The organism is Streptomyces sp. SAI-135 (genome assembly GCF_029893805.1).
GTDB lineage: Bacteria > Actinomycetota > Actinomycetes > Streptomycetales > Streptomycetaceae > Streptomyces.
Genome location: NZ_JARXYP010000002.1, coordinates 2024915 through 2043135, shown reverse-complemented (window position 1 = coordinate 2043135; position 18221 = coordinate 2024915). Strand labels below are relative to the sequence as shown.

17 protein-coding genes are annotated in these 18221 nt (G+C 69.4%); 14 read left to right on the top strand and 3 right to left on the bottom strand.

All coding sequences use genetic code 11. The features are described from left to right. Positions 1-2 precede the first annotated feature (2 nt). Positions 3-869: a RecB family exonuclease gene (locus M2163_RS13680; RefSeq protein ID WP_280854244.1), complete on the bottom strand. Its 867-nt coding sequence runs from the start codon at positions 867-869 to the stop codon at positions 3-5. Between the two features lie 774 nt (positions 870-1643). On the opposite strand from M2163_RS13680, the gene M2163_RS13675 reads away from it, so the two are divergent. The 3 genes from M2163_RS13675 to M2163_RS13665 all read left to right on the top strand — a co-directional run bounded on the left by M2163_RS13675 (position 1644) and on the right by M2163_RS13665 (position 4931). After that, entirely contained in the window at positions 1644-3197 is a 1554-nt protein-coding gene (locus M2163_RS13675; protein ID WP_280894080.1) for a site-2 protease family protein, read from the top strand. Positions 3198-3235: 38 nt separating this feature from the next. Then, a complete protein-coding gene (locus M2163_RS13670) occupies positions 3236-4138 on the top strand; it encodes a tRNA (adenine-N1)-methyltransferase (RefSeq protein ID WP_280852519.1) in 903 nt (300 codons plus the stop codon). Positions 4139-4352: 214 nt separating this feature from the next. After that, a complete protein-coding gene (locus tag M2163_RS13665; protein WP_280894079.1) occupies positions 4353-4931 on the top strand; it encodes a hypothetical protein in 579 nt (192 codons plus the stop codon). 57 nt (positions 4932-4988) lie between these two features. Here M2163_RS13665 and M2163_RS13660 read toward each other — a convergent pair whose 3' ends face one another. Continuing rightward, entirely contained in the window at positions 4989-5294 is a 306-nt protein-coding gene (locus M2163_RS13660) for a ferredoxin (RefSeq protein WP_280852521.1), read from the bottom strand. Positions 5295-5538: 244 nt separating this feature from the next. Here M2163_RS13660 and arc point away from each other — a divergent pair, with 244 nt between their 5' ends. From arc to prcA, 6 genes are all read left to right on the top strand, one after another. Then, positions 5539-7305 carry a proteasome ATPase gene (gene arc, locus M2163_RS13655; protein WP_280852522.1) on the top strand — a complete coding sequence of 589 codons (1767 nt, stop codon included), beginning with the start codon at positions 5539-5541 and terminating at the stop codon, positions 7303-7305. A 245-nt stretch (positions 7306-7550) separates the two neighbouring features. Further along, the gene (dop, locus tag M2163_RS13650; protein ID WP_280852523.1) at positions 7551-9062 is read left to right on the top strand and encodes a depupylase/deamidase Dop; all 1512 of its coding nucleotides are present in this window, start codon (positions 7551-7553) and stop codon (positions 9060-9062) included. Between the two features lie 155 nt (positions 9063-9217). After that, a complete protein-coding gene (locus tag M2163_RS13645) occupies positions 9218-9436 on the top strand; it encodes a ubiquitin-like protein Pup (RefSeq protein WP_007380863.1) in 219 nt (72 codons plus the stop codon). 33 nt (positions 9437-9469) lie between these two features. After that, positions 9470-10063 carry an endonuclease VII domain-containing protein gene (locus M2163_RS13640; protein ID WP_280852524.1) on the top strand — a complete coding sequence of 198 codons (594 nt, stop codon included), beginning with the start codon at positions 9470-9472 and terminating at the stop codon, positions 10061-10063. Beyond that, entirely contained in the window at positions 10015-10860 is an 846-nt protein-coding gene (gene prcB, locus M2163_RS13635; RefSeq protein ID WP_280852525.1) for a proteasome subunit beta, read from the top strand. Before M2163_RS13640 ends, prcB begins: the two co-directional genes overlap by 49 nt. Positions 10861-10920: 60 nt before the next feature. Beyond that, positions 10921-11676, top strand: a complete 756-nt coding sequence (prcA, locus tag M2163_RS13630) for a proteasome subunit alpha (protein WP_280894078.1) — start codon at positions 10921-10923, stop codon at positions 11674-11676. A gap of 70 nt (positions 11677-11746) precedes the next feature. Here the strand turns inward: prcA and M2163_RS13625 are convergent, their stop codons facing one another. Continuing rightward, positions 11747-12763: a LacI family DNA-binding transcriptional regulator gene (locus M2163_RS13625; protein WP_280852527.1), complete on the bottom strand. Its 1017-nt coding sequence runs from the start codon at positions 12761-12763 to the stop codon at positions 11747-11749. A gap of 88 nt (positions 12764-12851) precedes the next feature. On the opposite strand from M2163_RS13625, the gene M2163_RS13620 reads away from it, so the two are divergent. From M2163_RS13620 to M2163_RS13600, 5 genes are all read left to right on the top strand, one after another. Continuing rightward, on the top strand, positions 12852-14111 hold the full coding sequence (locus M2163_RS13620) for an MFS transporter (RefSeq protein ID WP_280852528.1): 1260 nt from the start codon (positions 12852-12854) through the stop codon (positions 14109-14111). Positions 14112-14120: 9 nt separating this feature from the next. Further along, positions 14121-15482, top strand: a complete 1362-nt coding sequence (pafA, locus tag M2163_RS13615) for a Pup--protein ligase (RefSeq protein WP_028801611.1) — start codon at positions 14121-14123, stop codon at positions 15480-15482. A 127-nt stretch (positions 15483-15609) separates the two neighbouring features. After that, the gene (locus tag M2163_RS13610) at positions 15610-16611 is read left to right on the top strand and encodes an FKBP-type peptidyl-prolyl cis-trans isomerase (RefSeq protein ID WP_280852529.1); all 1002 of its coding nucleotides are present in this window, start codon (positions 15610-15612) and stop codon (positions 16609-16611) included. Between the two features lie 88 nt (positions 16612-16699). Beyond that, entirely contained in the window at positions 16700-17071 is a 372-nt protein-coding gene (locus M2163_RS13605) for an FKBP-type peptidyl-prolyl cis-trans isomerase (protein WP_020117713.1), read from the top strand. Positions 17072-17259: 188 nt separating this feature from the next. After that, the gene (locus tag M2163_RS13600; protein ID WP_280852530.1) at positions 17260-18213 is read left to right on the top strand and encodes a WYL domain-containing protein; all 954 of its coding nucleotides are present in this window, start codon (positions 17260-17262) and stop codon (positions 18211-18213) included. The last annotated feature ends 8 nt before the right edge of the window (positions 18214-18221 follow it).

Below are 18221 nucleotides of genomic sequence, written 5' to 3'. Positions count from 1 at the left end.
CGCTAGTCCGGCCCCATTCTGCCCTGCTCGCCGGGCGCGGCCTCCACCGGCAGCGGGTAGGGCGGGGGAGTGCCGCCGAACTCCGGGCAGTGCTCCTGGTGATCGCACCAGCCGCACAGCTTCGTGGGACGCGGCCGCCAGTCGCCCGTCCGCGTGGCCTGCCGGATCGCCTCCCACAGCGCCAGCAGCTTGCGCTCGACCCGCTCCAGGTCGGCGAGGACCGGGTCGTAGGTCAACACGTCACCGCTGCCGAGGTAGACGAGCTGGAGGCGGCGCGGGATCACCTTCTTCAGCCGCCACACCACCAGCGCGTAGAACTTCATCTGGAACAGCGCGCCCTCGGCGTACTCGGGCCGGGGCGCCTTGCCGGTCTTGTAGTCGACGATCCGCACCTCACCGGTCGGCGCCACGTCGACCCGGTCGATGATCCCGCGCAGCCGCAGTCCCGAGTCCAGCTCCGCCTCGACGAACAACTCCCGCTCGGCGGGCTCCAGTCGCGTCGGGTCCTCCAGCGTGAACCACCGCTCGACCAGTCGCTCCGCCTCGGAGAGCCACGTCGCCAGCCGCTCGCCGTCCGGATCGTCGGCGAACAGCTCCAGCACCTCCGGCCGGCTCTCCCGGAGCCGGTCCCACTGGCCCGGGATCAGCGACTTGGCCGCGGGCGCGGTCCGCTCCCCGGCCGGGGCGTCGAACAGCCGCTCCAGCACCGAGTGCACCAGGGTCCCCCGGGTCGCCGCCGCGCTCGGCTTCTCCGGCAGCCGGTCGATCACCCGGAACCGGTACAGCAGCGGGCACTGCATGAAGTCATTGGCCCGAGAGGGAGACAGAGAAGCAGGCGCGGCAGAACCCACACGGCCCGCCCGAGCCACCGCAACACCCGCGTCCGGTCCCTCCTGCCCGACGGCGACCGCTCCAGGCCCACCCTCGTCCGCCGCCCCGGGGACATCGGCGGTGGTGCCCCCACCCTGCCGACCAGCCGCCGGTGCGAGGCCGGTCGCCTCCGGTCCCTCGACCGTCCCGCCCCGGACCGCGTCCGCCGCCCGTGCGTCGTCCACGGCCGTGTCCCCGCCCAGGGGGCCGCCGGTCCCGGGGCTGGTCGCGGCCGGTGCCTCATTCGTCCGGGGCTTGGCCGCGTCAGCCGCCCTCAGGCCCTCCACGGCGTCCCCCCTATGTCGACCAGCCGCCGGTGCGGAGCCGGTCGTGTCCGTCGCCCGTGCGCCGTCCACGGCCGTGTCCCCGCCCAGAGGGCCGCCGGTCCCGGGACCAGGCGTGTCCCGTTCCTCGGCCTTGCCCGTCGGGGCCGTGTCCGCCGCCCCAGGGGCATCGACGGCCGTGTCCCCGTGCCGTCGGGTGCCCTCGGCAGCCGACGGCGTGACCTCGGCGTCGGCCGGTGCCCCTCCCGGCTGCGCCGTCACCGACTCGTCCGCTGCTCGCGGGGTGTCGGCGGTGGCCTCCGTGCTCGTCTCCATGACCACAGACCATACGGCCCGCCACTGACAGTGACCCATTCCCGGCCGTGACCACTGTGGCTCCTGAGGAAACACGGGGGGTGCCGGGGCGGAACGCGGCGCGACCGCCGCATACCATCGACCCGAGACCCTTCCGCACGGCAGCGCGGAAGACGCTTCGAACGAGGGGACATCGTGGACGAGAGCGGCGGGAGCGGGAGCGGGCAGCCGCGGTCCGGCACGGACCGGCCGGCCGAGCCCCACGCAGGGCCCACGGCCCCGACCACCGACCCCACGGCCCCCGACCCGCACGAGCACGGGACCCGGGCCGTCGCCCCGTCCACCGAGCGCGAGTCCCCGCACGCCGACGCCGCGCCCGAGGACTCCGACGCCGCACGGCAGCCCGCCACGGACGGCCACGCCGACGCCCCGGCCGCGGAGAGCGAGACCGGCCCCGGGGACGCCGAGCACCCGCCCACCCCCGGTGAAACCGCCGACCTGCGGAAACCCACCGTGCCCCGCGACCCCCGCACCGCCGACGACCACCGCACCCTGGCCCACTCCGGCGCCCCCAGGAACCCCCCGCCCCCGTCCCCCCAGCCGCGCGGCGGCCTGCTGATGGGCCGCCCCTTCGGCGTGCCCGTCTACGTCGCCCCCAGCTGGTTCCTCGTCGCCGCGCTCATCACCTGGGTGTTCGGCGGCCAACTGGAGCGCGTGCTGCCCGAACTCGGCGCCGCCCGCTACCTCGTCTCCCTCTTCTTCGCGGTCGCCTTCTACGCCTCCGTCCTCGTCCACGAACTGGCCCACACCGTCGCGGCCCTGCGCTTCAAACTCCCCGTACGCCGCATCCAGCTCCAGTTCTTCGGCGGCGTCTCCGAGATCGAGAAGGAAGCCGAGACCCCCGGCCGGGAGTTCGTGCTGGCCTTCGTCGGCCCGCTGCTCTCCCTGGTCCTCGCCGGCCTCTTCTACCTCGCCATGCAACCCGTGGAACCCGGCACCGTCCCCGGCGTCCTGCTCGCCGGCCTGATGGTCTCCAACCTCATCGTGGCCGCCTTCAACCTCCTGCCGGGCCTCCCGCTCGACGGCGGCCGCATGCTCCGCGCCGTCGTCTGGAAGATCACCGGCAAGCCCATGAGCGGCACCATCGCCGCCGCCTGGGTCGGCCGCGCCCTCGCCGTCTGCGTCCTCATCGGCCTCCCGCTGCTCACCCAGTCCGGCGCCCTCGGCTCCTCCGCAGAGGACAACGTCGGCATGGACACCGTGATGGACGCCCTGCTCGCCGCCATCCTCGCCGCGATCATCTGGACCGGCGCCGGCAACAGCCTCCGCATGGCCCGGCTCAGGGAACACCTCCCCGAACTGCGCGCCCGCACCCTCACCCGCCGCGCGGTCCCCGTCGAGACCGACACCCCCCTCTCCGAGGCCCTGCGCCGCGCCAACGACGCCGGCGCCCGCGCCCTGGTCGTCGTCGACGCCGAGGGCACCCCGCTCTCCCTCGTCCGCGAGGCCGCCATCGTCGGCGTACCGGAACACCGCCGCCCCTGGGTCGCCGTCAGCGGCCTCGCCCAGGACCTCACCGACGGCATGCGGGTCTCCGCCGAGCTCGCGGGCGAGGACCTGCTGGACACCCTCCGCGCCACCCCCGCCACCGAATACCTCGTCGTAGAAGAGACCGGGGAGATCTACGGCGTCCTGTCCGCCGCCGACGTCGAGCGCGCCTTCGTGAAGGCCATGGCCAGACCCTCCTAGTGGTCGGCGGCCCCTCCGCGGACCGGTAGGCTGTTCACATGTCCGAACCGACCGGTGCCGCCCGCAGGCGCGGGCCCTTCAAGGTCGGGGACCAGGTTCAGCTGACCGACCCCAAGGGCCGCCACTACACGTTCACGCTCGAAGAGGGAAAGAACTTCCACACCCACAAGGGTTCCTTCCCGCACGACGAGCTGATCGGCGCACCCGAGGGCAGCGTTGTCCGCACCACCGGTAACGTCGCCTACCTCGCGCTGCGCCCCCTGCTCCCCGACTACGTCCTGTCCATGCCCCGCGGCGCCGCCGTGGTTTACCCCAAGGACGCGGGGCAGATCCTCGCCTTCGCCGACATCTTCCCCGGCGCCCGCGTCGTCGAGGCAGGCGTCGGCTCCGGCTCCCTCAGCAGCTTCCTGCTGCGCGCCATCGGCGACCAGGGCATGCTGCACAGCTACGAGCGCCGCGAGGACTTCGCCGACATCGCGAAGCAGAACGTGGAGCGCTACTTCGGCGGCCCGCACCCCGCCTGGCAGCTCACCGTCGGCGACCTCCAGGACAACCTGTCCGACGCCGACGTCGACCGCGTCATCCTCGACATGCTCGCCCCCTGGGAATGCCTGGAGGCCGTCTCCAAGGCCCTCGTCCCCGGCGGCATCCTGTGCTGCTACGTCGCCACCACCACCCAGCTCGCCCGGACCGTGGAGTCCATCCGCGAGATCGGCTGCTTCAACGAGCCGACCGCCTGGGAGACGATGATCCGCAACTGGCACATCGAGGGCCTGGCCGTCCGCCCCGACCACCGGATGATCGGCCACACCGGCTTCCTCCTCACCGCCCGCCGCCTCGCCGACGGCGTCGAGCCCCCCATGCGCCGCCGCCGCCCCGCCAAGGGCGCCTACGGCGAGGACTACGCCGGCCCCAACGCCGACGGAGGCTCCGGCCGCTGAGGCGGCCCCGTGCCGCAGTCAACGTACAGCCGCCGGGGTGGAGTTCCCGCAGACCACGGGAACTCCACCCCGGCGCCGCCATGTTGGGGGAGCGGCAGAGACCGCCGCGGGAAAACCTGCACGAGTACCCACCCCGCCGTTCCCCCCATCTGTGACGTGTGGCACCATGCTGGCCACCCCCCCACCGGCACAGCCCTCACAGGAGACGCTCCTAGTGCAGCAATCCGCCGTCCCGGAACTGGCACACACGCACACCCGCCCGATCCACTGGGTCGCCACCGCCACGGCCGTGGCGGGAGTCGTGGCCCTCTCCTCGGTCCTGCAGCCCAACCCCGCCACCGCGGCCCAGGCGGCCGGCCCCAAGGGCAGAACCGCCCCGGTGGTCACGACGGCCCCCGACCCCGCCGACGTCCACTTCCCGATCGACTGCGGCCCGGTCAAGGCGAAGGTGCAGAAACGGGTCTCCGGAGACCTCGACGGCGACGGACGGCCGGAAACAGTCGTCGTGGTGCACTGCGACGCCCCCATGGGCACCCCGCCCGACGCCGTCTACGTCATCACACACGCGAAGGACACCGGCGAACCCCGCGTCGTCGCCACCCTGCTGAGCCCGAAGACCCGCAACACCGTCACCGACTTCACGCTGCGCGACGGCGCCGTCCTCGCGACCCTGCTCGGCTACTCCACGTCCGGCGTACCCAGTTGCTGCCCGGACGTGAAGGACGAGGCGAAATGGCAGTGGAAGGACGGCGCGTTCGTCCGCTCGACCCCCGCGGGCACGCACAGCGTCTGACCGAAGCGATCACATCTGTGAGAAATCAGACAGTGGTCACGCAGGGTGCCTTTCCGGTCACTCTGCGTCCGGTCCGTAGATCTCGACGCTGTCCGAAACCCGACGTACATGAATGCACTCGCCCGGACACTCCTTCGCCGAGTCCACCACATCGGTGAGAAGCGGCAGCGGCACGGGCGTTGTGGCGCCCTTGTCCTGCAGCAGCTCGTCGTTGGCACCCTTGACGTAGGCCAGACCGTCGATGTCCAGCTCGAACACCTCCGGCGCGTACTGCGCGCAGATGCCGTCACCGGTACAGAGGTCCTGATCGATCCAGACCTCCAGGGTCTCGCCGCCGGCCCCGACCTCCTGCTGCACTCTCATCTCTCCTGCCGTTTATGCGTCGAGCCGAACGGGAATCCGGCCAGCTCTGACGGGTGTTGAACACTTCGACCCTACCTTCGGCAGCTTTCCAATCTTGTTCGGTGGGTATTCCCCTGGCGTGAGGGAGAGCGCAAGGGTGAAGATCGGACACACCTCGACAGTCTTTGTGATCTAGGGGTTTCAATCGACACCCACCCAGGTAGGGTCTGGAAGCGTCCAGCTCCCCTTGGAGGAGGTGAGGACCGTGGCAGCCCACGACGACGACATGAACCGCGGCATCCGCCCGGGACGAGGGTCCGACGACCCGTCCGGGCAGATTGCCTACCTTGAGCAGGAGATCGCCGTCCTGCGACGCAAGCTCGCCGACTCTCCGCGACACACGAGGATTCTCGAAGAGCGGATCGTCGAGCTGCAGACCAACCTGGCCGGCGTGTCCGCCCAGAACGAGCGACTCGCCAACACGCTCCGTGAGGCCCGCGACCAGATCGTGGCCCTCAAGGAGGAGGTCGACCGGCTCGCACAGCCCCCGGCCGGCTTCGGCGTCTTCCTCGAAGCCAACGAGGACGGCACCGCCGACATCTTCACCGGCGGCCGCAAACTGCGGGTGAACGTCAGCCCCAGCGTCGAACTCGAAGAGCTCCGGCGTGGCCAGGAAGTGATGCTCAACGAAGCGCTCAACGTGGTCGAAGCCATGGAGTTCGAGCGCGTCGGGGACATCGTCACCCTCAAGGAGATCCTCGAGGACGGCGAACGCGCCCTGGTGCTCGGGCACACCGACGAGGAACGGGTGGTACGGCTCGCCGAGCCGCTGCTGGACGTCACCATCCGCCCCGGCGACGCCCTGCTGCTCGAACCCCGATCCGGCTACGTCTACGAGATCGTTCCCAAGAGCGAGGTCGAGGAACTCGTCCTCGAAGAGGTCCCCGACATCGGCTACGAGCAGATCGGCGGACTCGGAGGCCAGATCGAGGCCATCCGGGACGCCGTCGAGCTCCCGTACCTCTACCCCGACCTGTTCAAGGAGCACGAACTGCGCCCGCCCAAGGGCGTCCTGCTCTACGGACCCCCCGGATGCGGAAAGACGCTCATCGCCAAGGCCGTCGCCAACTCGCTGGCCAAGAAGGTCGCCGAGGTCACCGGCCAGGCCACCGGCAAGAGCTTCTTCCTCAACATCAAGGGCCCCGAGCTCCTCAACAAGTACGTCGGCGAGACCGAGCGGCAGATCCGCCTCGTCTTCCAGCGTGCCCGTGAGAAGGCCAGCGAGGGCACCCCCGTCATCGTCTTCTTCGACGAGATGGAATCCCTCTTCCGCACCCGCGGCTCCGGCGTCAGCTCGGACGTGGAGAACACCATCGTCCCGCAGCTCCTCGCCGAGATCGACGGCGTCGAAGGCCTGCAGAACGTGGTCGTCATCGGCGCCTCCAACCGCGAGGACATGATCGACCCCGCCATCCTGCGCCCCGGCCGACTCGACGTGAAGATCAAGATCGAGCGTCCCGACGCCGAGGCCGCCAAGGACATCTTCGGCAAGTACCTCACCGAGCGCCTCCCCCTGCACTCCGACGACCTCGGAGAGCACGGCGGCAGCAAGGCCACCACCGTCGCCAGCATGATCCAGACGGCCGTGGAACACATGTACGCCGAATCCGAGGAAAACCGCTTCCTGGAAGTCACCTACGCCAACGGAGACAAGGAAGTCCTCTATTTCAAGGACTTCAACTCCGGCGCCATGATCGAGAACATCGTCGGCCGCGCCAAGAAAATGGCGATCAAGGACTTCCTCGACCACAACCAGAAGGGCCTCCGCGTCTCCCACCTCCTCCAGGCATGCGTGGACGAGTTCAAGGAGAACGAGGACCTGCCCAACACCACCAACCCGGACGACTGGGCCCGCATCTCCGGAAAGAAGGGCGAGCGGATCGTCTACATCCGCACCCTCATCACCGGAAAGCAGGGCGCCGACACCGGACGCTCCATCGACACGGTGGCGAACACCGGTCAGTACCTGTAAACACAGGGCGGCTGCGGGTGCCCGAACCGGGGTACCCGCAGCCGACTGTTTTCCAGGCAACGAACCGGACCAAAGGCGAGCAAGGCAATGACGCAAATGATCTCCCCACCAGCGCAGAGCCGTTCTAGGCTCTTCGGTACCGCCGAGTCGCGCAGTGCGGGGACGGGCACCGCACACGCACCGGAGCGCCAGCGGTACTTGAGCGCCGCCCCCGACCGAGGGCGCCGCCGGGCAAGGAGGGCCGCATGACCGTACGGCGAGTAATGGGCATCGAGACGGAGTACGGGATCTCCGTCCCCGGCCACCCCAACGCCAATGCCATGCTCACCTCATCCCAGATCGTCAACGCCTACGCGGCGGCGATGCACCGGGCCCGCCGGGCCCGCTGGGACTTCGAGGAGGAGAATCCGCTGCGCGACGCGCGGGGCTTCGACCTCGCCCGCGAAGCCGCCGACTCCAGCCAGCTCACCGACGAGGACATCGGCCTCGCCAACGTCATCCTCACCAACGGCGCCAGGCTCTACGTCGACCACGCACACCCCGAATACAGCGCCCCCGAGGTCACCAACCCCCGCGACGCCGTCCTCTGGGACAAAGCCGGCGAACGCATCATGGCCGAGGCCGCGGAACGCGCCGCCCAGCTCCCCGGCGCCCAGCCCATCCACCTCTACAAGAACAACACCGACAACAAGGGCGCCTCCTACGGCACACACGAGAACTACCTGATGAAGCGGGAAACCGCCTTCTCGGACATCGTGCGCCACCTCACGCCCTTCTTCGTCTCCCGCCAGGTCGTCACCGGCGCCGGCCGCGTCGGCATCGGCCAGGACGGCCACGAACACGGCTTCCAGCTCAGCCAGCGCGCCGACTACTTCGAGGTCGAGGTAGGCCTCGAGACCACCCTCAAGCGCCCCATCATCAACACCCGCGACGAACCCCACGCCGACGCCGAGAAGTACCGCCGCCTCCACGTGATCATCGGCGACGCCAACCTCTCCGAGATCTCCACCTACCTCAAGCTCGGCACCACGGCCCTCGTCCTCTCGATGATCGAGGACGGCTTCATCGCCGTCGACCTCGCCGTGGACCAACCCGTCCGCACCCTCCACCAGGTCTCCCACGACCCGACCCTCCAACGCCTGGTCACCCTCCGCAGCGGCCGCACACTCACCGCGGTCCAGCTCCAGATGGAGTACTACGAACTCGCCCGCAAGTACGTCGAGGAGCGGTACGGCGCGGACGCCGACGACCAGACCAAGGACGTCCTCACCCGCTGGGAGGACACCCTCAACCGCCTGGAGCACGACCCCATGAGCCTCGCCGGCGAACTCGACTGGGTCGCCAAGCGAGAGCTCATGGAGGGCTACCGGCGCCGTGACGGCCTCGACTGGGACGCAGCCAAGCTGCACCTCCTCGACCTCCAGTACGCGGACGTACGGGCCGACAAGGGCCTCTACAACCGCCTCGCGGCCCGCGGCCGCATCAAGCGGCTCCTCGACGAGAACGAGGTCGAGCGGGCCCGCACCAAGCCCCCGGAGGACACCCGCGCCTACTTCCGCGGCCGCTGCCTGGAGCAGTACGCCGACGACGTCGCCGCGGCCTCCTGGGACTCGGTGATCTTCGACCTCCCGGGCCGGGACTCCCTCCAGCGGGTCCCAACCCTCGAACCGCTTCGCGGAACGCGAAATCACGTCAAGGAGCTCCTGGACCGCTGCCGCACGGCAGAAGACCTGGTCAGGGTGTTGTCGGGCAACTGAACGGATACCCGGGCCGGGTCCTGCCGCAGGGTGGAAAACCCGGCCAGAGGGAATCATCGAGATGGCCCCCGTACGTTGTAGGAACTGCGGGGCCGATGTCAGACCCTGCTTGTAGGGTCTGATCAAGAACGTCGAACCGAGCGGGGTGAGGGGTTATGGCGACCAAGGACACCGGCGGCGGACAGCAGAAGGCCACCCGCAACACCGAGGAGGTCGAGGAGCAGACTGCGGAGACGCAGGGTTCCGAGGACCTCAAGGAACGCCAGGAGAAGCTGAGCGACGACGTGGACTCCGTCCTGGACGAGATCGACGATGTCTTGGAGGAGAACGCCGAGGATTTCGTTCGATCATTCGTTCAGAAAGGTGGCGAGTAACCTTCAAATCGAAGGTTGCGGGGGGCTGCGGAGTTGGCAAGTGAAGAGAGCGGGAAGTGCTGCGTGCGGTGCGGCGAGATCAAGCCGCACGCAGCGTTCGCCCGCAGGCGGTCCAATCTGGACGGCCTGCAGCGGCATTGCCGCGACTGTGCATCGGATTACCACCGGACACGTCAGCAGGCCCTGGGTCGAAAGGTCCGCCCGAAGGCTGAGGTCCCTCAGGGGCACAAACTCTGTCTCAAGTGCGGCGAGGTAAAGCCGTGGAGCGAGTGGCATCGCAATGCGACTGCCTCGGACGGGTTGTCGACGCGCTGCAAGGCGTGTCGGGCGGCCGAGGGCCGAGCGAACCACTTGAAGCGCAACTACGGCATCACCGAAACCCAGCGGGACGAGATGGTCGCCTCTCAGATGGGGCTGTGTGTGATCTGTCTGGAGGCTCCGGCCGTGCATGTGGATCATTGCCACAAGACGGGTAGGGTCCGAGGCGTACTGTGCTTCAACTGCAATTCGGCCATCGGCAAGTTGGGAGATGACCCCGACGCCGTCCGCCGGGCCGCCGCTTACTTGGAAGGAATCGCGTGGAAGCCAACACTCGTAGCACCGGGCGTCTACCAGCTGCCTTCCTGACGCCTGGGTCGTCGTCCTTCATGGACTTCCTGTCCGAGCATCAGCCGGAGATGCTGCCGGGGAACCGGCAACTGCCGCCCACGCAGGGCGTGATCGAGGCGCCGCATGGGACGACCATCGTCGCCGTCACGTTCCCCGGGGGTGTCGTGCTCGCCGGTGACCGTCGGGCGACCATGGGGAACGTCATCGCCCAGCGGGACATCGAGAAGGTGTTCCCGGCCGACGAGTACTCGGCCGTCGGGATCGCCGGCACCGCCGGTCTCGCCGTGGAGATGGTGAAGCTGTTCCAGCTGGAGCTGGAGCACTTCGAGAAGGTCGAGGGCGCCCAGCTGTCGCTGGAGGGCAAGGCGAACCGGCTGTCCACGATGATCCGTTCCAATCTGGGCATGGCGATGCAGGGGCTGGCCGTGGTGCCGCTGTTCGCGGGGTACGACGTGGACCGGGAGAAGGGGCGGATCTTCTCCTACGACGTCACCGGCGGTCGCAGCGAGGAGCACAACTTCGCCGCGACCGGCTCGGGCTCGATCTTCGCGCGCGGTGCCATGAAGAAGCTCTTCCGCAGCGACCTGACCGAGGAAGAGGCCACCACCCTCGTGGTGCAGGCGCTGTACGACGCGGCTGACGACGACTCGGCGACCGGTGGTCCCGATGTCGCGCGCCGGATCTACCCGATCGTCACCGTGATCACCGAGGACGGCTTCCGTCGGCTCACCGACGAGGAGTCCTCCGAGATCGCCCGTTCGATCCTGGAGCGGCGTCTGGAGCAGCCTGACGGCCCGCGGGCCGCGCTGCTGTAGGCGTCTGTCGTCTTGTTCGAGGTGATCGCAGTGACTTCCACAGAAAGGGACGGATAACCGGTGTCGACGCCGTTCTATGTCTCCCCCCAGCAGGCGATGGCCGACCGGGCGGAGTACGCCCGTAAGGGCATCGCCCGTGGTCGCAGCCTGGTCGTGCTGCAGTATGCCGACGGCATTGTGTTCGTCGGTGAGAATCCGTCCCGTGCGCTGCACAAGTTCAGCGAGATCTACGACCGGATCGGCTTCGCGGCCGCCGGCAAGTACAACGAGTACGAGAACCTGCGGATCGGCGGCGTCCGGTACGCCGACCTCCGTGGCTACACCTACGACCGTGACGACGTGACCGCCCGCGGTCTCGCCAATGTGTACGCCCAGACGCTGGGCACGATCTTCTCCTCGGCCGGCGAGAAGCCGTACGAGGTGGAGTTGGTCGTGGCGGAGGTGGGTGAGACGCCGGACGGGGACCAGATCTACCGGTTGCCGCACGACGGTTCCATCGTGGACGAGCACGGCTCGGTGGCGGTGGGCGGCAATGCGGAGCAGATCAGCAGTTACCTGGATCAGCGTCATCAGGACGGGATGAGTCTTGCGGAGGCGCTGAAGCTGGCTGTGCAGGCGTTGTCCCGTGACACCAACGGCAGTGAGCGGGAGATTCCCGCGGAGCGGCTGGAGGTGGCGGTGCTGGACCGTACGCGTCCGCAGCAGCGCAAGTTCAAGCGGATCGTGGGGCGTCAGCTGGGTCGGCTGCTGGAGGCCGGCGGTGCGTCCACCGAGGCGGAGAGCGCGGACGAGGCGGAGGGTTCCGCGGAGGAGTAGTCCGTCTGTCGTGTTGTGATCTTCACCCTTTCAGTGCCCCGGCCGATTCTCAGGCCGGGGCACTGGGCGTTCAGGGGGTGCTGGGGGGCGCTGTGGAGCCTCGTACGACCAGTTGGACAGGGATGTCGCCCGCGTCGGGTGTACGGCCTTCCAGGACGGCCAGGAGGGCTTGCATGCCGCGTTCGCCGAAGAGCTCGGCGTCGAGGCGGACGGTTGTGAGTTCTGGGTCGATGGCGGTGGCGAGGGCGAGGTCGTCGAGGCCGGTGACGGAGATGTCGTCGGGGATGCGCAGGCCGAGCCGTCGTACGGCCTTGTAGGCGCCGGCGGCGAGTTTGTCGTCGTCGCAGACCAGGGCGGTGGGGCGGGGGCCCGGGGTGGCGAGGGCGGCTTCGGCGGCGGTCAGGGCGCCGTCGATGGAGATGGGGGCGCGGGCCGTGCGGACGGAGGTGCCGGGGACCGTGGCGAGTCGTGCGGCGAGTTCGTGGGCGCGTACGTCGAAGGTCCAGGAGGGTACGTCGGCGGCGAGGTGGAGGAAGCGGCGGTGGCCGAGGTCGAGGAGGTGGGTGGCGACCTGGCGGACGCCGTCGGCGATGTCGAGGTTGACGGTGGCGGCGCCGAGGCTGCCGGAGGGGTCGCTGTCGAGCATGACGAGGGGGAGCTGGTCGCCGCGGATGGCGGTGAGGGCGTCTGCGGCCATGGAGGAGGCGATGACGCCGTCGAGGGCGGCCTGGGCGGAGGCGAAGGGGTCGCGGGCGGGGCCGATGCCTTCGGGGGAGGGGTAGAGGACGACGCCGAAGCCGTGGTCGGCGGCGACGCGTGCGGCGCCGGTGTAGACGCCGGCGAAGAACTCGGTGGTGAGGGCGGGGACGACGAGGAGGACGGTGCGGGTGTGGCCGAGGCGGAGGTTGCGGGCGGCGAGGTTGGGGCGGTAGCCGAGGTCGCGGGCGGCTTCGCGGACGCGTTGGGCGGTGGTCTCGGAGACGCGGCCGCGCCATTTGTCGCCGAGGACGAGTGAGACGGCGGCCTGGGACACGCCGGCCGCCTGTGCGACGTCGCGGCTGGTCGGTCGCGTGCTGCTGCGTGCCACCGTGGGTCCGCTCCTTCGTCTGGACGTCCGAACAGCGGACATGGTACGTATGGGAGTCGAGGTTATACGTATTACTTGGAGGCGGGACATGGCCGCGGGATACCTGGAGATCCTCAGGGCGAGGCATGCGGCGCGCCTGCTGACGGGGACGCTGGTGGGCCGGCTGCCGAATGCCACCGCGGCGATCGCGATCGTGCTGTTCGTGCGCGCGGAGGGGGGCACGTACAGCCTCGCCGGGGCCCTCGCGGCCGTCTACGGGGTCGCCAACGCCGTGGGGCAGCCGGTGCTGGGGCGGCTCGTCGACCTCCATGGTCAGCCTCGGGTGCAGCTGCCGTCCGCCGTTCTGGCGGCCCTCGCGATGACCCTGTTCGCCTTCACCGGCACCGACCCGCTTCCGCTCGCCTATGCGGCGGTGGGGGCCGCGGGGCTCTTCACGCCGCCGCTGGAGGGTGGCCTGCGGGCCCTGTGGCCGAGCGTGCTGCGCCGGGAGGACCAGGTGCACACGGCGTACGCGATGGACGCGGTGGCGCAGGAAGTCATGTTCACGGTGGGGCCGTTGCTGGTGACGCTGTGCGTGTCGCTGTGGTCGGCGCAGGCGGCGCTGGTGCTGCTCAACGTCGTCGGGGTCCTCGGTGCCCTGTCGGTCGTGGTGTCGCCGCCCTCGCGCGCGTGGCGTTCCGGGCCGCGCGAGGCGCACTGGCTCGGTGCCCTGCGCTCGGCCGGGCTCCTGGCGCTGCTCGGCGCGTTCCTGTTCGTCGGGATCGCGCTCGGGTCCATCACGGTCGCCTCGGTGCCGTACGCGGACGAGCACGGCGGGGACGCGGTGTACGGCTGGCTGATGGCCGGGATCGGGCTGGGGGCCCTGCTGGGCGGCACGGTGTACGGGGCGCGCCAGTGGGCCGGTGAGCCCGCGCGGCGACTGCAGGTGCTGGTGGGCTTCCTGGCGGTGTGTTACCTGCCGCTGACTCTGATGCCGGGCGCGGTTGCCATGACGCTGCTGATGGTGCTCGCGGGTGTGTTCCTGGCGCCGGTGATCGCCTGTGCCTTCGTCCTGGTGGACCGGCACGCGCCGGCCGGGACGGTGACGGAGGCCTTCTCGTGGATCGTGACGACGTTCACCGTGGGCGCGTCGGTCGGAACGGGGCTCGCGGGCCCGGTCGTCGAGGGGGGCGGGGCGCTGTGGGGCTTCGCCGTGCCGGCGGTCGCCGGGGGCGTGTCGCTGGTGGTCCTGCTGGCCACCGGGCGGGTCCTCGCAGCTCCCGCCCGGCGGGGGGTCGTTGCGGCTTCATCGGAAAATGATCCAAACCGTGCGGCCGAACCCCGTTTCAGCTCGGGGGATCGGGCGTAATGTTCAGTCATGGACCGCCGCATTTTCGGGCTGGAGAACGAGTACGGCGTCACGTGTACGTTCAGGGGACAGCGCCGCCTGTCTCCCGACGAGGTGGCGCGGTACCTCTTCCGCCGTGTCGTGTCATGGGGCCGCAGCAGTAATGTCTTTCTGCGAAACGGCGCACGCCTCTATCTCGACGTGGGCTCACATCCGGAATACGCGACACCCGAATGTGACAACGTGACCGAACTGGTCACCCACGACAAAGCGGGCGAGCGCATTCTCGAAGGACTCCTGGTGGACGCCGAACGACGCCTGCACGAGGAAGGAATCGCGGGCGACGTCTACCTCTTCAAGAACAACACGGACTCGGCCGGCAACTCCTACGGCTGCCACGAGAACTATCTCGTCGCCCGCCACGGGGAGTTCTCCCGGCTCGCGGACATTCTCATTCCGTTCCTGGTCACCAGGCAGCTTCTGTGTGGTGCCGGCAAGGTGCTGCAGACCCCGCGGGGCGCGGTGTACTGCGTCAGTCAGCGGGCCGAGCACATCTGGGAGGGCGTCTCCTCGGCCACGACGCGTTCCCGGCCCATCATCAACACCCGGGACGAACCGCACGCCGACGCCGAGCGCTACCGCCGCCTGCACGTGATCGTGGGCGACTCGAACATGTCCGAGACGACCATGCTGCTGAAGGTCGGCGCCACCGACCTCGTGCTGCGCATGATCGAGGCGGGCACCGTGATGCGTGACCTGACCTTGGAGAACCCGATCCGGGCGATCCGCGAGGTCAGCCACGACATCACCGGCCGGCGCAAGGTGCGCCTGGCCAGCGGCCGTGAGGCCTCCGCGCTGGAGGTGCAGCGCGAGTACTACGAGAAGGCCGTGGACTTCTGCGAGCGCCGGGGCATCCGCACCGGGACCGTGGAGCAGGTCCTGGAGCTGTGGGGCCGCACGCTGGACGCGATCGAGGCGGAGGACCTCGACCGGATCGGCACCGAGATCGACTGGGTCATGAAGTACAAGCTCATCGAGCGGTACCGGGCCAAGCACAACATGACCATGTCCCACCCGCGGGTCGCGCAGATAGACCTCGCGTATCACGACATCCACCGCCGTCGTGGGCTCTACTACCTTCTGGAGAAGAAGGGCCAAGCCGCCCGTATCTGCAACGACTTGAAGATCTTCGAGGGCAAGTCCGTTCCGCCGCAGACCACTCGGGCCCGGCTGCGCGGTGACTTCATCCGCAGGGCCCAGGAACAGCGCCGGGACTTCACCGTCGACTGGGTCCACCTCAAGCTCAACGACCAGGCGCAGCGCACGGTGTTGTGCAAGGACCCGTTCCGGTCGGTCGACGACCGGGTCGAGAAACTGATCGCCGGAATGTGAGCGAAGCGTTCCGGGTCGGTGCCGGAACGCAACACGGGCGCCGTACGTTTCCCGTACGGCGCCCTTCGCACGCCGTAGAGTTGCGCGCACGCCATCAACAAGATCGACCGATTACGAGGCCCCCACCGTGCGCCGACGCTCCCTTCTCATCGCCGTTCCCGCAGGACTGGCCACACTCGCCGCATGCGGTGACGACAAGTCCGACTCGAGCAAGGCGAGCGACAGCGCGTCACCCTCGTCGTCCTCGGCCTCCCAGGCGCCGCCGCCGAAGATCGTCGCCGGTCCGCTGCCGGCGATCACGGCGGGCGCGAAGTTCGGTGAGAAGCCGACGGTCGCCAAGGGCAGCGGCGATCCGTCGAAGGACCTCGCGGTCAAGACGCTCATCGCGGGCGGCGGCACCACCATCGCCGAGGGCGACTACGTCCAGGCCCACTACCTGGGGCAGATCTGGAGCACGGCGAAGGTCTTCGACAACTCCTACGACCGTAAGACGGCGCTGGTCATCCAGCTCGCGCAGAACAGCATCATCGACGGCTGGCGGTACGCCCTGACGGGCAAGAAGGCCGGCAGCCGGGTCCAGTTCTCGGTGCCGCCCACCTGGGGTTACGGCAAGGAGGGCAACGCGCAGGCGGGTATCAAGGGCACCGACACGCTGGTGTTCGTCGTCGACGTGCAGGACACGTTCAACGCGAAGAGCTCCGCCAAGGGCAAGGACGTCGCGCAGAGCGACGCCAAGCTGCCCAAGGTGGGCACCAACACCGACGGCAAGGCTCCCTCGATCGAGATCCCCGAGGTGGACGCGCCGACCAAGCTGGTGTCGGAGTACGTCATCGAGGGCGACGGCGACGAGGTCGCGGCCGACAGCACGCTGCTCGTGCAGTACAAGGGCGTGGTGTGGGACGGCGGCAAGGAGTTCGACTCGACGTACAGCCGCAAGCAGCTGGCGTCGTTCTCGCTCCAGCAGGTCGTCAAGGGGTGGGCGCAGGGTCTGACCGGCAAGAAGGTCGGCAGCAGGGTGCTGATCTCCATTCCGCCGAAGCTGGGTTACGGCGACAACCCGCCGGCCGGCAGCGGGATCGAGAAGGACTCCACGCTGGTCTTCACCGTGGACATCCTCGCGAAGATGTGACGCACGGGGGACATGCGTGAAGGTCCCGGCGGCGGGGATGTAAGACTGGTCCCTGTTGCCTTTCCGTGAACAAGCAGGAGCGAGTGACGTGAGCATCGACAAGCCCGAGATCGACTTCCCGGGCGGCGAGCCCCCGGCGGACCTGGAGATCAAGGACATCTGGGAGGGCGACGGCGAGGTTGCGCAGGCCGGCCAGACCGTCACCGTCCACTACGTGGGCGTGGCCTTCAGCACCGGTGAGGAGTTCGACGCCAGCTGGAACCGTGGTCAGCCGTTCCGCTTCCCGCTGGGCGGCGGCCGGGTCATCAAGGGCTGGGACCAGGGTGTGCAGGGCATGAAGGTCGGCGGCCGCCGCCAGCTGACCATTCCCGCGCACCTGGCCTACGGCAACCAGAGCCCCACCCCGGCGATCAAGCCCGGTGAGACCCTGATCTTCGTGGTCGACCTCCTCGGCGTCTGATCGTCGTACCGGAGTCACCGCGGGAGTCGTAAAAGATAGTGTCAGGGTCTGATCGCCGTACGGCATCCGACCGGACCTGATCGAGCAGGGCCCATGCCTGTCCGGGCATGGGCCCTCGGCTTTTGCCTTGCTCCTTCGGGGCGGTACGGTCATCGTCCGTAAGCACCATAGGGAGGCGAAGGGCGTCGATGGCCATTGCCAAGGCCGAGCGGCTGATGAACCTGGCGCTGTGTCTGCTCGGGACGCGACGGCCGCTGAGCAAGCGCGAGCTCAGGGAGTCCATCGAGGCCTACCTGGAAGCCAATTCCGACGACTCCTTCAACCGGATGTTCGAGCGCGACAAGGACGATCTGCGCGAACTCGGGCTCGTGATCGAGACCGTGGAGAACCTCGACGGCGAAGTCGGCTATCTCGCCCGCCGGGACAGCAACCGGCTGCCGCCCATCACCCTCGATGCCGAGGAGGCCGCCGCCCTGGGGCTGGCCGCCAAGGTGTGGCAGCAGGCCCGGCTCGCCGGCGCCGCCAGCGGCGCGCTGCAGAAACTTCGCGCGGCGGGGCTGCCCGAGGACGTCGACCCGTACGAGGCGCACGGTGCGCTGGAGCCGCGGATCCCGGTGCACGAGGCCTCCTTCGAGCCGCTGATGCTGGCCTGCCGCGACCGCCGCCCGGTCGTCTTCGACTACCGCAAGGCCACCGCCGCCCGGCCCGAACCGCGCCATGTCGAGCCGTGGGCGCTGGAGTGCTGGCGCGGCCACTGGTACCTGGCCGGGTTCGACCGGGACCGCGGTGCCGAGCGGGTCTTCAGGCTCTCCCGGATCACCGGCAGGGTGCGCTCGCGCGGGGCGCAGTTCACGGCCCCGGTCCCCGATGTCGTCACCGTCCGCGAGACCGTGGCGAGCTGGGCGGGGGAGACCGCCGACCGCAGCGCGCTGATCCGGCTGCGCACCGGCGCCGGGTACCCCTTGCGGGCGAAGGCCACCTCGGTGCGGGAACTGGGCGACGGCTGGGACGAGTTGGAGATCCCGTACGGCCACGGACTGGACGCGTGGCTGGTGGAGTTCGGTCCCGACGTGGTGGTCCTGGAGCCCGCCGAGCTGCGGGCCGACGTGGTGGACCGGCTGCGTGCCGTGGCCAAGGGCTGAGGGGGAGC